Below are 13,491 nucleotides of genomic sequence, written 5' to 3'. Positions count from 1 at the left end.
GCCGTTTGACGTAAGGATCATTCTTATTATTCAGTCTGAGAGCCGGATAATACTGCAGATAAATCAAAAAATCTTGGCCTGGCCAAAATGTAATTTAACTACAAGAACGGGACGGTTTTTTTCTGCTAAAGTAGCCCCCCTGCCATGGCAGGAGAACACACAAGTTGTCGACAATCGAGGTAGGTATGAAACGCACGGCTTTCTTTATTTCAGATGGCACAGGCATTACGGCTGAAACCCTGGGGAACAGCCTGCTTTCGCAGTTTGAAGCTATTACATTTGACAAGATAACCCTGCCGTATGTCGACACTGTCCAAAAAGCGCAACAGGTTGTAGATCGCATTAATCGCCAGGGCGAAATAGACGGTAAGCCACCCATTGTACTCGATACCATCGTCAATGATGAAATACGTGATCTGCTGGCCAGCTGTAACGGCTTCAAAATCGACGTATTTTCAACTTTCTTGAAGCCGCTGGAATCAGAGCTGGAAACCCACTCGTCCTATTCCGTGGGCAAATCACACGCGATCAATGAGATGGAGCGCTACAAAGACCGTATCGATTCCGTCAATTTTGCGTTGGACAACGATGATGGTGCACGTACCCGTCAATACAATCAGGCCGACATTATTCTGGTAGGTGTATCCCGTTGCGGTAAAACACCGACCTGTCTCTATATGGCTTTGCAATTCGGTATTCGCGCAGCCAACTACCCGCTCACAGAGGAAGACATGGAGGCCAACCGCTTGCCGGAAATTTTGCAGCAGCACCGCCACAAGCTGTACGGTCTGACCATTGACCCCTTCCAGCTGGCCGCTATTCGTCATGAACGCCGCGCCAACAGTCGCTATGCGTCACTGGACCAGTGTGATTTCGAGGTACGTACGGTCGAGCGCCTGTTTACCAAGGAAAATGTGGATTGCATCAATACTACCAATTTCTCCATTGAAGAAATTGCGACCCGCATCATCAATGAAACGGGCCTTAAGCGCCGTATCAGCTGATCATTCAACCGGCGTAAACATCGACAGATCCAGTTCAACGGCCGGACCCAGCCAGTAGGCATGATCGGTATGATCCTTATAGTCATCACCGGTCAGGCCGTGAACAAGCACACTCAGGTCACCCCGCTGTTCATCCAGCCAGGGGATAAACGAATCAAAGTCACGGGTACCAAACAGCACCTGTACGCTCCAGCGAGTATGCGGACCTACATTTTTTTGGTGGATACGCCCGACCTTTAAACCGAACTCTTCCGCCGAGCGGGCACATAACTGCTCGACGCGTGGCAAGGTGTCCTCATCAAAATAGATATGCGCGTGGTAAGCCTTCAGGCAGTTCACCGGAAAGCGCGGGGATGGTCTGGACATGACGCATACTCACCTGGGTAGATTGGATACCTCCGAGTGTACGTTCGCCGGAGGCATCGGCACAACCAGTCATGGTGGAATCTGTGCCGTCCGCCGGTTTTCACCTAGAATACCCTTTTTCTAACCTGTACCTGTGTATGGAGTACTTCATTATGCCGAAAGCGGCTGATGTTAAACGTGGTAACCTGGTCGAAATCAATGGGCATTACATGCTGGTCCAGCAAATTGATGTTTCCAGCCCAACCGCCCGCGGTGCCAAAACACTCTATCGTATCCGCTTTAACAAGCTGCCCGGTGGTGGCAAGTACGAAGAGAGCTTTACCGGCGATGACATGATCAAGGACGCTCTGCTGGAGCGCCGCAAAGTCTCTTACCTGTATAAAGAAGACGACCTCTATACCTTCATGGACACTGAGGACTACTCCCAGTACATGCTGAATGCGGATGCCATTGAAGCCCAACTGCCTTACTTGATGGACGGTATGGACAACATTATGGCGTTACTGGTCGACGGCGAGATCCTGACCATCGAAATGCCTGCCACCGTCGTTATGGAAATCATTGAAACCGTCCCCGGAATGAAAGCGGCCAGCGCCACCGGCCGAACCAAGCCCGCCAGGTTTGCCACCGGTCTGGAACTGCAGGTTCCGGAATACCTGGAAGCCGGTGAACAGGTGAAAATTAACACCGAAACCGGCAAGTTTTTATCACGCGCTTAAGCGTCAACTTGAGAATGCGCACCGTTTGGCTTTAAAATCCTAGTCTTACAGAGCTGCCAATGTGTTACAGAATTTACCAATGACAAAAATACGCTGTATCGAAGAACTCGTTCAGGAGTTCAAGGAGCAACGTCCTATTCGCGGCGGCTCACTGATCATCACCATCTACGGTGATGCCATTGCGCCGCGCGGGGGAACCGTCTGGCTTGGCAGCCTGATCAATTTGCTGGAGCCTCTGGGGCTCAACCAGCGCCTGGTGCGCACCTCAATATTCCGCCTGACTAAAGATGGCTGGCTAACGTCCACCCAGATTGGTCGACGCAGCTATTACAGCCTGACCGATTCCGGTCGCCGCCGTTTTGAAAGCGCCTTTCGCCGTATCTATGCCAAGCTGTACCCTGAATGGGATGGCAAATGGGACATGATTCTTGCCAACCAGCTGGACAACGAACTGCGCAAGGTATTAAAGAAAGAGCTTGAGTGGCAGGGGTTTGGCAATATCGCCCCCAGCATCATGGCCCACCCGATGGCTGATGAGCTTGAACTGGCGAATACTCTGCAAGAATTATGCGTGCAGAATGAAGTGATCCACATGAAGTCGGAACTAGTCGGGACCCAGACATCGGAATCGCTGAAAGAGCTGGTCCATGAATGCTGGAACCTGCAGCAACTGGCGGAAGACTATCAGCAGTTCCTGGATCGGTTCCGCCCGATTCTGCGGGCGATCAAATCGGCCGACGAGCTGGAGCCCGAACAGTGCTTCCAGCTGCGCACCCTGCTGATTCACCACTATCGACGCCTGCTGCTGCGGGACCCGCTATTACCGGAAAAACTGCTGCCTGCTGACTGGGCTGGCACCTCAGCCCGTGTGCTGTGCCGCAATATCTACCGCCTGATCTACAATAAGGCGGATGAATGGCTGTCACACACTCAGGAAACCGCAGATGGCCCCCTGCCAGAACCTTCGCCTCGCTTCTACAAGCGTTTCGGCGGGCTCTGATCCACTGAAGCCCAAGAGAGAACACCATGCCTCTTTCAACTCCTGTCCAGCGCGAGCTGCTGCATACCCGTCATGTAACCTGTAACGGTTACAAACGCAGTGATGGCCTTTGGGATATTGAAGGCGAACTGGTCGATATAAAAAGCTTTGATCTTGAGGTCGCAGAGCGTAACAACGGCCTGATTCCGGCCGGAGAACCCCTGCACAAGATGTCACTGCGCATGACCATCGACTACGATCTCAACATCCATAATGTTGAGGCTTGCATGGATTACACGCCTTTCCGTTACTGCCCCCAGGTTGCGGACAATTTCCGCAGACTGATCGGGCACCGAATTGCACCGGGATTTACCCGACTGACGCGTGAACTATTAGGTGGTACACAAGGCTGCACCCACCTGTTGGAAATGCTGGGCGTGTTGGCGACGACGGCCTACCAGACCACTCACCATGAGCGCGAAAAGCGGGAAGATTTTGGTGCCAAGGGTGATAATCCGCCACCGATGCTGAATACCTGTCACGCCTTCGATACCAAAGGGCCGGTCGTTAAACAATATTGGCCCCAGTTCCACGAAGACGAAAACTGATAGCTGGCCCGAGCCGGACAACGAACATCCAGCCCGGGCCTGACCTCACCAACTTCAGGCGTCGCCACCACTCTTCTGCTTGGCCTGGTAGAGCGGAATTACTTCATCATCAAAGCTTAAACGCTTACGGTCCGGCTCCACTTCGGTCAGTGCTTCTACTTCCTGCATGGTATTGAGACTGCGAATCGCCAGGTCCTGATACTGCTGAGTTCCCTTGGATTTCCAGGCAATCTCCTCTTCTCCAAGCTCACGAATAATCCGAGCCGGTGAACCTGCAACCAGTGAGCGGTCCGGAACCTCAAACTTCGCTTTCACAAACGCCATCGCAGCAACAATGGATGACTCACCCACAACCGCACCATCCATAATCACCGCATTCATACCCACCAGTGCATTACGCTTGACGACGCATCCGTGCAATACGGCACCGTGGCCGATATGCCCGTCCTCTTCCACAATGGTGTCGGTGCCCGGGAACCCATGCATGACACAGGTATCCTGAATATTGGCGCCTTCCTTCAGCACCAGGCGGCCAAAATCACCGCGCAGACAGGCGGCAGGGCCAACGTAGCAGCGCGGACCAATGATCACGTCACCAATCAAGACAGCAGAAGGATGAACATAGGCGGTGGGATCAATCACCGGGGTAATGCCGTCGATGGAATACACTTTCATGCTGGGTCTCCAGAGTTGTTTTTATATGCATCTTTTCTAACACAGCCTGAGTGTGCAAGCCAGTCAATGTGATACACAATATATTTATTTATTAAGTTTAGTGTATCTCTTTTTGGCGATTATGCTATTCTGAACACATGCAGTCGAAATATGATTTCAATTGCACGCCCATCCGGCACGTCCCAGGACGAGCCCAGAGTAACACTTTGCCCTTGTATGGCAGGCTCGTCAGAGCCTGCCTTTTTTATACCTGTTTACCAATGCCCCTCAAACAGCAAAGCCCCCAAGTACTGCCTTCACGCCTGTTCCAGATCGCATTGAATTCCTACATACCTGTTCATTGCTATCCAATACCCTAACCCTGCTTGCCACAAAAGTGGTTGGACCAGTTATTGTCAAAAAAAAACAAGACAAAATAAAATTAAAGCATTACAAATCAATTAGTTAAAAACATAAAATTTTCAAGCACCTCCGATCACTTGCCGGACTTCTGATGCTGAATTAGCTTAGCTGCCGCAATCGAGCCATGGCTGTACGCCCCCGTAACTCTGGGCCCCGCTGACAGCTTGAAACGGACTCGGATGCATATAAGAATCTATAAGAGACAGCTATGTATGAAACGGACTCCATCCTTGCCGCTCGCACCAGCGGCTAAACCCTCCTGGCTAAACAATCTCAGCGTTCTTGGACCTGGTCTGCTGTTTGCGGCCACCAGTGTGGGTACCTCTCATCTGGTGCAGTCGACCCGAGCCGGGGCACTCTACGGCCTTGCACTACTGCTGATTGTCATTGTCGCCAATGCCGTCAAATATCCCGCTTTTCGTTTTGCCAGTGACTACCTGCCTGCAACAGGCGTAACGCTGCTTGAAGCCTACCGCCGCCAGGGTCGCTGGGTATTGTGCGTGTATTTCTTTGTTACGCTGAGTTCCCTGCTGTTCGCAGTATCAGCATTGGCATTGATGTCAGCGGGGTTGATCAAGGTCGTATTCGCCCTCACACTCCCGACACACTGGATGGCGCTGGGCCTGATTGCTGTCACATCAGCGATTCTCGTGATCGGCCACTACAACACCCTGGAGCGCGTTACCAAGGTATTGGTCGTGGTTATGATGGCGTGCACCCTCTTTGCCACTGCGACCGTGATACCGGAGATATCCTGGAGTGAAGGGGTGCAATGGCTACCGACTGAACTTGATGTTGTCGGCCTGATGTTTGTCGCCGCACTTATCGGCTGGATGCCCGTTCCTCTGGATGCGTCCGTATGGCAATCACTCTGGGCCAAAGCCAAGGCAGAAAACAGCGAACATCCTCCGACCCTTGCCCAGAGTCGTTTTGACTTTAACCTGAGCTTTGGCGGCACACTGCTGTTGGCGGTGTGCTTCATGCTGCTGGGCGCGGGCTTGATGCATGACAAGGGTATAGAACTGCAATCCGGTTCAGCGGCATTCTCGGCTCAGCTTATCAGTCTTTATCAAGCCGTATTCGGCAGCAGTGCAGGGCCCGTGATCGGTATTGCCGCTCTGGCGATCATCTATTCAAGCCTGTTGGCAATTATGGATGCCTTCCCGCGCGCGCTATCCTCACTGCACAGGCGCTGGCTGGACATCCCGGAAGACCAGGACGATCACAAGCTTACCGAGTCTGATCCTTTCTATATCGGCACTCTGGTGGTGATGGCCGCAGGCGCGGCGCTGACCTATCAGTTCTTTATGACATCACTGACAAGCCTGATCGATATGGCGGCTACCATTGCTTTTATCACCGCCCCGTTGATCGCCTACCTGAACCACCGGGCGATCCGATCAGACTTCGTGCCTGCTGCCTGTCGTCCCGGCAATCTGATGACACTTTATAGTCGCTTTTCCATTGCCGTCATGATCGGTTTTGCCTGCTCTTATCTCTATCTGAGGTTCTGGGTGTCCTGATTGAGGCCATACACAGCCCGGTCATCACCATGATCACTGGGCTACACGATCAAACCCCAAAATTGGCCCCACCAGTTTCCAGCATAATTCTTCTGCCCAACTTCAGATTTAAATTAAGTTATTCAATTAGTTACAAGAATAAATCAGGGCTTACCCGGTTTCTGGATTGCACAAAGATACAACTATGGCTAGATTCGCTCCTCAACATTAACCCGGATACATTCGCCACCATGACCGCCTCCCAGTCACTGCCAGAGCTAGTTGCACGCCAGATAGAGGCCATGATTCTGGATGGCCGACTCAAGGCAGGCGGCCGCCTGCCATCCGAGCGACATCTGGTGGAAAAGCTGCATGTTTCACGCAATACCTTGCGAGAGGCGCTGAAGACACTTCGCACTCGAGGGGTCATAGAGTCGCGTCGCGGCAGTGGCCATTACGTCTGTAATTTTCGTGAAATGCAGCCACAAGTACAGCCGATGGATCCAGGTTCACCCCTGCACCAGCTTCTTCAAAACCATCCGCAAACACTTGAATCCCTCCTGGAAGTGCGCCGTTTGCTCGAAGGCGAAGCAGCGTACCTGGCAGCTCAGCGCGCGACCGAAGAGGACCTGCGTGAACTCACGACTGTCTATCATGCACTGGTCAAGGAACAGCCGGAAAAAGACAGCGCCTCTGCCCATGCCGAGCGTGACATGCGCTTTCATCATGCAGTCTACGCAGCCGCCCACAATCCTATTCTGCTACTGGCGCTTAACAGTATTCGCGATCTGATGATGAGCTTTGTGTTCAATACATCTGATCAGCTCTATTTCAAGGCTTCAATCAAAAGCCAGCTACGAACTCAGCATCGCCGTATCTACCGTGCCATTGCCCAGCGTCAGCCAGCTGCTGCCCGCCGTGCCGCCAGAGCCCATATCGATGCCGTAGCCGAAAGCCTCAACACGCAAACTTCGCCGTAAAACAATAAGGAAATTGCCATGCCCAAACTGTCGCAGTGCCACAATATTGCCGACCTTCGCAAACGTGCCAAACGCAAACTGCCAGCCCCCATGTTTCATTACATTGACGGCGGTGCTGACGATGAGTGGAGCATGCGGCGCAACACTGAGGCGTTCGATGATTACGAACTGATGCCCAACTATTTACGCAATGTCGATAATATCGACCTGAAGACTCGGATTTTGGGCACTGAGCTGGAGCTGCCCTTTTTCCTGTCGCCCACCGGCATGTCACGGCTCTTTCACCATGACAAGGAACTGGGTGCCTGCCGCGCAGCTGACAACTTCGGTACTTTCTACAGCCTGTCAACCATGGCCACCACCAGCTTGGAAGATATCGCCGCTGCGACAGCCGGGCCCAAGATGTTCCAGATCTACATACTCAAGGATCGACAGCTCACCCGTGAGTTCGTGCAACGCTGCAAAACCAGCGGATACCAGGCCCTTTGCCTGACGGTTGATACGCCGCTTGCAGGCAACCGGGAACGCGATTTGTATAACGGCATGACCATGCCACCAAAGATCACGCCGCGTAATTTTTTCAGCTATGGCACCAGCTTCGAGTGGCTGTACAACCTCACACGTGATTCCGACTTCCGTCTTGCTAATGTGGTCCACCGTGTCGATGCACTGGACAAGGGAGCCATGGCACTGATTGATTATGTGAACAGCCAGTTCGACCGGACCGTTACCTGGGAAGATGCCGCCTGGCTCGCCGAGCAGTGGGACGGCCCCTTTGTTATCAAGGGTATTCAATCGCCGGCAGATGCCCAGCGCGCTGTCGAGATCGGAGCTACTGCACTGATGGTGTCAAACCATGGCGGCCGCCAGCTGGAAAGCGCCCCGGCCCCCGTTGACTGTATAGCATCCATCCGGGATGTCATTGGCAACCAATTGGAGTTGATCGTGGATGGTGGAATTCGTCGCGGCACCCATGTCATCAAAGCTTTGGCTCAGGGTGCCGATGCCTGCTCAATCGGCCGTCCCTACCTTTACGGGCTGGCATCAGGTGGCCAGCAAGGTGTTGAGCGCGCTCTAACCCTGTTAAAGACTGAAATCGAACGCTCACTTGCCTTAATGGGGGTTAACTCCATAACCGATCTCGGCCCCGAGCAGATCAAGTACCTGCCGCAACGTTACCAGGACTCCTCTATCCAGCGCTGAGCTGAGTAGAACCGCTCTGTGCCAACGGCAGCCGTTCGCCGGTCACGTACCGGCAACGACTGCCCCTTCATCAAACGTCCCTCTGGTTTTTATTGCAACGCTCAATTCATCAAGCCACCATTCACCCTGGCCCCGGTTCGGGCTAAGCTGCCCCCACGCACCTGATGAGGACATAATCATGTTGATCCACCCCGATAAATCCTGCCTGCTCGTCATTGATATTCAGGAAAAGATGGCGCCCGTGATCCACCAGGCCGATGAAGTCATCGACAACTGCCGCTGGCTGATTGAAATTGCCAACCGCCTTGAAGTACCTGTCCTGGCGACCGAGCAATACCCTCAAGGCCTGGGCTATACCCTGCCGCAACTGCGTCAGCTGATTGCCGAGGAAAATATCCTCGAAAAGATCCATTTTTCAGCCATGTCGGATGCCGAACCCAACCGCGTCATCAATAGCGGCAAACATAATCAGGTTATTCTGGTCGGCATGGAAACCCATGTATGTGTACTGCAAACCGCCATTGAGTTGAAACAGCAGGCACGCGAAGTATATGTTGTCGAGGACTGTGTCTCTTCTCGCAAGCCTGCCGACCGTGCGGCCGCACTGGAACGTTTCCGTCACTGTGGTATCCATGTCGTTACCCGTGAAATGGTCGCATTTGAGTGGTTACGCCGCGCTGGCACTGATACCTTCCGGGACATCAGCAAATCCTACCTGCGCTAGCAAATATCAGTATTTTCCCTAGGTCCTCTTGACTCCCCTCTCCATATCGATGAAAGTTTACGTAAACGTAAACTTTCATCGATAGACAAGCGTTTTGCTATCTAACGCCACTATTCTCACGAATAAGAACGACAGACAGGAGAGGTCGATGACGGCACCACTCTGGACACCCAGCCAGGCACGCTGCAATGAAACTCGAATCATGGATTTCATGCAGCAGCTGAACCAGCAGCACGGACTGGAACTGAACGATTATAAAAGCCTGTATGACTGGAGTCTGAGCAGCAACCAGATGTTCTGGGATGCACTCTGGCAGTATGCCGGCGTTATTGCCAGCCACAAAGGCGACCGCGTTCTGGAATATCCGGATCGCATGCCTGGTGCGCGCTGGTACCCTGAAGCTCGCCTGAACTTTGCTGAAAACCTGCTGCGCTACCGTGACGATAAACCTGCTGTCATCTTTCGTGGTGAAGACGATACCCGCGTCGAACTGAGCCATGACGAGCTGCACCAGCGTGTTGCCCAGCTCGCCAGCGCATTGCGCCGCCAGGGCGTTGTTGCCGGTGACCGTGTTTCCGGCTTCATGCCCAATATTGCGGAAACACTTATCGGCATGCTTGCCACCGCTTCAATTGGCGCAGTCTGGAGTTCCTGCTCACCTGACTTCGGCATTAATGGTGTGCTGGACCGTTTTGGTCAGGTTGAACCTAAGGTGCTGCTCACGACCGATGGCTACCGCTATAACGGTAAGGTTTTGAACAGCCTGGAGCGTGTTGAAGGTATTGTTAAGCAGATCCCCTCCATCGAAAAAGTCGTGGTGGTACCCTTCATCAGCGTACAACCGGATATCAGCGCCATTGATCGTGCTGTCTTGCTGAATGATTATATCGATACCGACGCCACCGAGATCGAATTCGAACAGCTGCCGTTTGATCACCCGCTCTACATCATGTATTCATCCGGCACTACCGGCGTGCCCAAGTGCATCGTTCACAGTGCCGGCGGCACTCTACTGCAGCACCTGAAAGAACATATCCTGCATACGGATGTGGGTCGCGATGACCGCCTGTTCTATTACACCACCTGCGGCTGGATGATGTGGAACTGGCTGGTCAGCGGCCTGGCCACTGGCTGTACCCTGGTGCTGTTTGACGGCTCCCCCTTTGCGCCAGAACCCGAATACCTGTGGGATGTTGCCGAACAGGAAAAGATCAGCATTTTCGGTACCAGTGCCAAATACATTGCCGCACTGGAGAAAGCCGGTGTCAAACCCCGTGAAAGCCATGATCTATCTGCACTCAAAGCAGTGCTGTCGACCGGCTCGCCGCTGGCTCATGAGAGCTTTGACTATGTCTACCGAGACATCAAGGCGGATCTGCAGCTGTCTTCGATCTCCGGCGGTACCGATATTATCTCCTGCTTTGCCCTTGGCTGCCCGATCCGCCCGGTCTATGCCGGCGAACTCCAGTGCCGCGGCCTGGGTATGGCGGTAGAAATCTACAACGATGCAGGTGAACCCGTTATCGGCGAGAAAGGCGAACTGGTATGTACCCATCCCTTCCCCTCCATGCCGATTGGCTTTTGGAATGACCCGGATGGGCAAAAATACCACGATGCCTATTTCGACCAGTTCGATAATATCTGGGCGCATGGTGATTATGGCGAAATCACGGCTCAGGATGGCCTCATTATCCATGGCCGTTCCGATGCCGTGCTCAACCCCGGTGGTGTACGCATCGGTACCGCCGAGATCTACCGCCAGGTCGAGAAGGTTGAAGAGGTACTGGAAAGCCTCTGTATCGGCCAGCCCTGGAATAACGACGTGCGCGTTGTACTGTTCGTCCGCCTGCGCGACGGGGTCGAACTGGACGAGGCACTGATTGATCGTATTCGCAGCACGATCAGAGCCAACACCACACCACGGCACGTGCCCGCCAAGGTGATTCAGGTAACGGATATTCCCCGCACCATCAGTGGCAAAATCGTCGAACTGGCCGTGCGTAAGGTCGTGCTGGGTGAAGATGTGAAGAACAAGGACGCGCTGGCAAACCCTGAGGCGCTGGAACTGTTCCGAAATCTTCCTGAGCTGCAAAGCTGAAGTGCAGAAACACAAGAGCCCCAAAACGGGGCTCTTATTCACTCAAAACGGTAGTATTCCTGGTTTAACCAGGCAGCAACATCTGCCACCTCATCCGGAAACCAACCAACATCAAGGTTGGTATTACAGCCTTCCACGTAGGCTTCCAATGCGGCAATACTGCTGACCTTACGGTCATTACGCTGGTAAAAGGATGCCTGATGACAGGTTTCACAGTTGGCATCGGTATAGTGCTGGCCCTTGATCGTGCGCTCAATGGCCACATCCTGATACAACTGCTGACCCATATCCGGGTCCGCGGCCAATGCCGAGGTTGCTGACAGCGCCAGCACACCAACCCATCTGCTTATTTTCATACACCTGCCTCAGAGCGTTACTGTTGAACGTAACCCACCTGAGCAATGAAGTCGTCCGGATCAATCACCCCGATCAGCGTTAGCTCAGGCCTGATTTCACCATCTGCGTCATAAAAAATCAGCGCGGGCGGTCCAATTATGGAAAAGCGTTTGTACAGCGCTTTCGCTTCAGCATCGTTGGACGTTACGTCCAGCTTAATCAATTTGAACGGTGCCAGTGACTGCTGTACCCCTGTATCACTGAAGGTAACATAGTCCAATTCAATGCAACTGATGCACCAGTCGGCATAAAAATCGAGCATGACCGGCTGACTGTTGGCTTTTGCCTGTGCCAGCAGACGGTCCAGGTCGGCTTGAGTGCTGACCATCTCGAAAGGCAATTTCTGGCTTTCAACACTTTGCGCCTGTACCCCCATCACACCCTGCAAGGGATAGAGAAGGCTCTTGCCGCCAGAGAGAACACCAACCAGTAATGCACCTCCGTAGAGCAACATGATGACACCAACACCTTTCCAGAAACGGTGCCAACCGCTGTTCTCATGCTGCAAGCGATCCAGCGCCTTGAGGTATACCGCACTGATGATCAGGATTAGCGCCAGCAAGAGCATGGTGATTTCGGTCGCCAGAATACGATCGAGCATCCACACCGCCATCAGAAGTAATACCACACCAAAACCGGCTTTTACGCCTTCCATCCATGCACCGGCACGCGGCAGCAACTTGCCTGCCGAAGCGCCCACCAGCAGCAGCGGAACACCCATCCCCATGGACAGGGAAAATAGCGCAGCACCACCCAGCACTGGATCTCCACTTTGACCAATATAGATCAGCGCCCCCGCCAAAGGCGCTGCCATACACGGCCCCACAATCAATGCGGACAATACACCCATGATGGCAACACCGGCCAGGGTGCCACCTTTCTGGTTATGACTCAGCTTGCTCAAACGTGTCTGCAGCCCGCTGGGCAGTTGCAGGTCATAAAATCCGAACATGGCGAACGCCAGAAGCACAAACAAGCCACTGAAAGTACCGATGACCCAAGGGTTCTGCAGCGTCGCCTGAAGGTTGGCACCAAACAGACCAGCCAAGACACCGGCCACCGTATAAGTCAGGGCCATTGCCAATACATAGACAAGCGAAAGCAGGAAGCCATGCAGGGTACTGGCTTTATGCCCCTGCCCTGCAATCAGGCTGGACAGGATAGGAATCATGGGCAGCACACAGGGCGTTAGTGAAAGGGCCAGGCCTGCCAGGAAGAAGGCCCCCAGCATCAGCGTCCAGTTATCACTGGCCAGCAGACTGGCATAACGATCCTGCTCACTTGCCGGCAGCACAGGATTGCTTGCCTCAGCCGGATTATTCGCTTGAGTGTCTCCTGCCTGTTCGGGCCAACTCAAACCCGCCGCAAGTGGCAGATCATCCACATCAACGTTTTTGGTGACAGGCGGGTAACAGACACCCCCTTCCCAGCAGCCCTGATAGGTTACCTGCAGTTGTGCTTGCTCACTGGCCCCCTCTGCACGCCCGAGCAGCAAATCAACCTGTGCCTCGTTATGGTAAACCTCTACTCGACCGAAAAGCGGATCGTCCTTCATATCACCGGAAATATCACGGCGTTCTACCAGCTCAATGCCATCGGGCGGAGTCACCTCTATACGCTCACGGTAGAGGTAATAATCCGGCTGAACGTCCCATACCAGACGAGTAATACCCTCCGCTGGCACCTCAACACGCAAGCGAAAAGCGTCTTCAACGTCCAAGGGACCATCACTGCTCGCACCTGAGCCAAACAGGCTTGCCGCAGCAGGCCCTGACAACAGGCTTAAAAGCAATATTAAAGGCATCAAAAACAGGCGCGTAAACAAGCTGGTTTTC

At 53.4% G+C, this 13,491-nt stretch carries 13 protein-coding genes; 9 read left to right on the top strand and 4 right to left on the bottom strand.

The annotated features are described in order from the left end of the window. Positions 1-185 precede the first annotated feature (185 nt). Positions 186-1,004, top strand: coding sequence for a posphoenolpyruvate synthetase regulatory kinase/phosphorylase PpsR (ppsR, locus tag O3C79_RS10880; protein ID WP_010323978.1), 819 nt, complete (start codon positions 186-188; stop codon positions 1,002-1,004). On the opposite strand, the gene O3C79_RS10875 is transcribed toward ppsR, so the two are convergent. Then, entirely contained in the window at positions 1,005-1,370 is a 366-nt protein-coding gene (locus O3C79_RS10875; protein WP_010323977.1) for a DOPA 4,5-dioxygenase family protein, read from the bottom strand. A gap of 152 nt (positions 1,371-1,522) precedes the next feature. On the opposite strand from O3C79_RS10875, the gene efpL reads away from it, so the two are divergent. The 3 genes from efpL to O3C79_RS10860 all read left to right on the top strand — a co-directional run bounded on the left by efpL (position 1,523) and on the right by O3C79_RS10860 (position 3,676). Continuing rightward, entirely contained in the window at positions 1,523-2,089 is a 567-nt protein-coding gene (gene efpL, locus O3C79_RS10870) for an elongation factor P-like protein EfpL (protein ID WP_029511199.1), read from the top strand. Between the two features lie 79 nt (positions 2,090-2,168). Continuing rightward, positions 2,169-3,089 carry a phenylacetic acid degradation operon negative regulatory protein PaaX gene (gene paaX, locus O3C79_RS10865; RefSeq protein WP_010323975.1) on the top strand — a complete coding sequence of 307 codons (921 nt, stop codon included), beginning with the start codon at positions 2,169-2,171 and terminating at the stop codon, positions 3,087-3,089. Between the two features lie 26 nt (positions 3,090-3,115). Further along, entirely contained in the window at positions 3,116-3,676 is a 561-nt protein-coding gene (locus tag O3C79_RS10860) for a DUF2889 domain-containing protein (RefSeq protein ID WP_494383113.1), read from the top strand. A 54-nt stretch (positions 3,677-3,730) separates the two neighbouring features. Here the strand turns inward: O3C79_RS10860 and paaY are convergent, their stop codons facing one another. Further along, positions 3,731-4,351 (bottom strand): phenylacetic acid degradation protein PaaY, encoded by a 621-nt coding sequence (gene paaY / locus O3C79_RS10855; protein ID WP_494383112.1) that lies wholly within the window; start codon positions 4,349-4,351, stop codon positions 3,731-3,733. A gap of 614 nt (positions 4,352-4,965) precedes the next feature. Between paaY and O3C79_RS10850 the strand changes: the two genes are divergently transcribed. From O3C79_RS10850 to O3C79_RS10830, 5 genes are all read left to right on the top strand, one after another. Beyond that, on the top strand, positions 4,966-6,276 hold the full coding sequence (locus O3C79_RS10850) for an Nramp family divalent metal transporter (protein WP_494383111.1): 1,311 nt from the start codon (positions 4,966-4,968) through the stop codon (positions 6,274-6,276). Positions 6,277-6,506: 230 nt separating this feature from the next. After that, entirely contained in the window at positions 6,507-7,235 is a 729-nt protein-coding gene (locus O3C79_RS10845) for a FadR/GntR family transcriptional regulator (RefSeq protein ID WP_494383110.1), read from the top strand. Between the two features lie 18 nt (positions 7,236-7,253). Beyond that, complete coding sequence (locus O3C79_RS10840) at positions 7,254-8,438, top strand: alpha-hydroxy acid oxidase (RefSeq protein ID WP_494383109.1); 1,185 nt, start codon at positions 7,254-7,256, stop codon at positions 8,436-8,438. Between the two features lie 178 nt (positions 8,439-8,616). Continuing rightward, positions 8,617-9,162, top strand: coding sequence for a hydrolase (locus O3C79_RS10835; RefSeq protein ID WP_076462480.1), 546 nt, complete (start codon positions 8,617-8,619; stop codon positions 9,160-9,162). A 148-nt stretch (positions 9,163-9,310) separates the two neighbouring features. Continuing rightward, a complete protein-coding gene (locus O3C79_RS10830; protein WP_494383108.1) occupies positions 9,311-11,260 on the top strand; it encodes an acetoacetate--CoA ligase in 1,950 nt (649 codons plus the stop codon). 38 nt (positions 11,261-11,298) lie between these two features. On the opposite strand, the gene O3C79_RS10825 is transcribed toward O3C79_RS10830, so the two are convergent. Both O3C79_RS10825 and dsbD read right to left on the bottom strand, forming a co-directional pair. Continuing rightward, entirely contained in the window at positions 11,299-11,616 is a 318-nt protein-coding gene (locus O3C79_RS10825) for a hypothetical protein (RefSeq protein ID WP_494383107.1), read from the bottom strand. A gap of 17 nt (positions 11,617-11,633) precedes the next feature. Further along, the gene (gene dsbD / locus O3C79_RS10820) at positions 11,634-13,481 is read right to left on the bottom strand and encodes a protein-disulfide reductase DsbD (protein WP_494383106.1); all 1,848 of its coding nucleotides are present in this window, start codon (positions 13,479-13,481) and stop codon (positions 11,634-11,636) included. Positions 13,482-13,491: the final 10 nt, after the last annotated feature.

This window comes from Marinobacterium sp. NO-S09 (assembly GCF_059179545.1).
The sequence above is the reverse complement of the archived record's forward strand: the minus strand, read 5'-3'. Positions and strand labels throughout refer to the sequence as shown.

Excerpts from the sequence above, each read along its gene's own strand:
- ppsR (WP_010323978.1), top strand. The coding sequence starts at position 186 with ATGAAACGCACGGCTTTCTTTATTTCAGATGGCACAGGCATTACGGCT.
- O3C79_RS10875 (WP_010323977.1), bottom strand. The coding sequence starts at position 1,370 with ATGTCCAGACCATCCCCGCGCTTTCCGGTGAACTGCCTGAAGGCTTAC.
- efpL (WP_029511199.1), top strand. The coding sequence starts at position 1,523 with ATGCCGAAAGCGGCTGATGTTAAACGTGGTAACCTGGTCGAAATCAAT.
- paaX (WP_010323975.1), top strand. The coding sequence starts at position 2,169 with ATGACAAAAATACGCTGTATCGAAGAACTCGTTCAGGAGTTCAAGGAG.
- O3C79_RS10860 (WP_494383113.1), top strand. The coding sequence starts at position 3,116 with ATGCCTCTTTCAACTCCTGTCCAGCGCGAGCTGCTGCATACCCGTCAT.
- paaY (WP_494383112.1), bottom strand. The coding sequence starts at position 4,351 with ATGAAAGTGTATTCCATCGACGGCATTACCCCGGTGATTGATCCCACC.
- O3C79_RS10850 (WP_494383111.1), top strand. The coding sequence starts at position 4,966 with ATGAAACGGACTCCATCCTTGCCGCTCGCACCAGCGGCTAAACCCTCC.
- O3C79_RS10845 (WP_494383110.1), top strand. The coding sequence starts at position 6,507 with ATGACCGCCTCCCAGTCACTGCCAGAGCTAGTTGCACGCCAGATAGAG.
- O3C79_RS10840 (WP_494383109.1), top strand. The coding sequence starts at position 7,254 with ATGCCCAAACTGTCGCAGTGCCACAATATTGCCGACCTTCGCAAACGT.
- O3C79_RS10835 (WP_076462480.1), top strand. The coding sequence starts at position 8,617 with ATGTTGATCCACCCCGATAAATCCTGCCTGCTCGTCATTGATATTCAG.
- O3C79_RS10830 (WP_494383108.1), top strand. The coding sequence starts at position 9,311 with ATGACGGCACCACTCTGGACACCCAGCCAGGCACGCTGCAATGAAACT.
- O3C79_RS10825 (WP_494383107.1), bottom strand. The coding sequence starts at position 11,616 with ATGAAAATAAGCAGATGGGTTGGTGTGCTGGCGCTGTCAGCAACCTCG.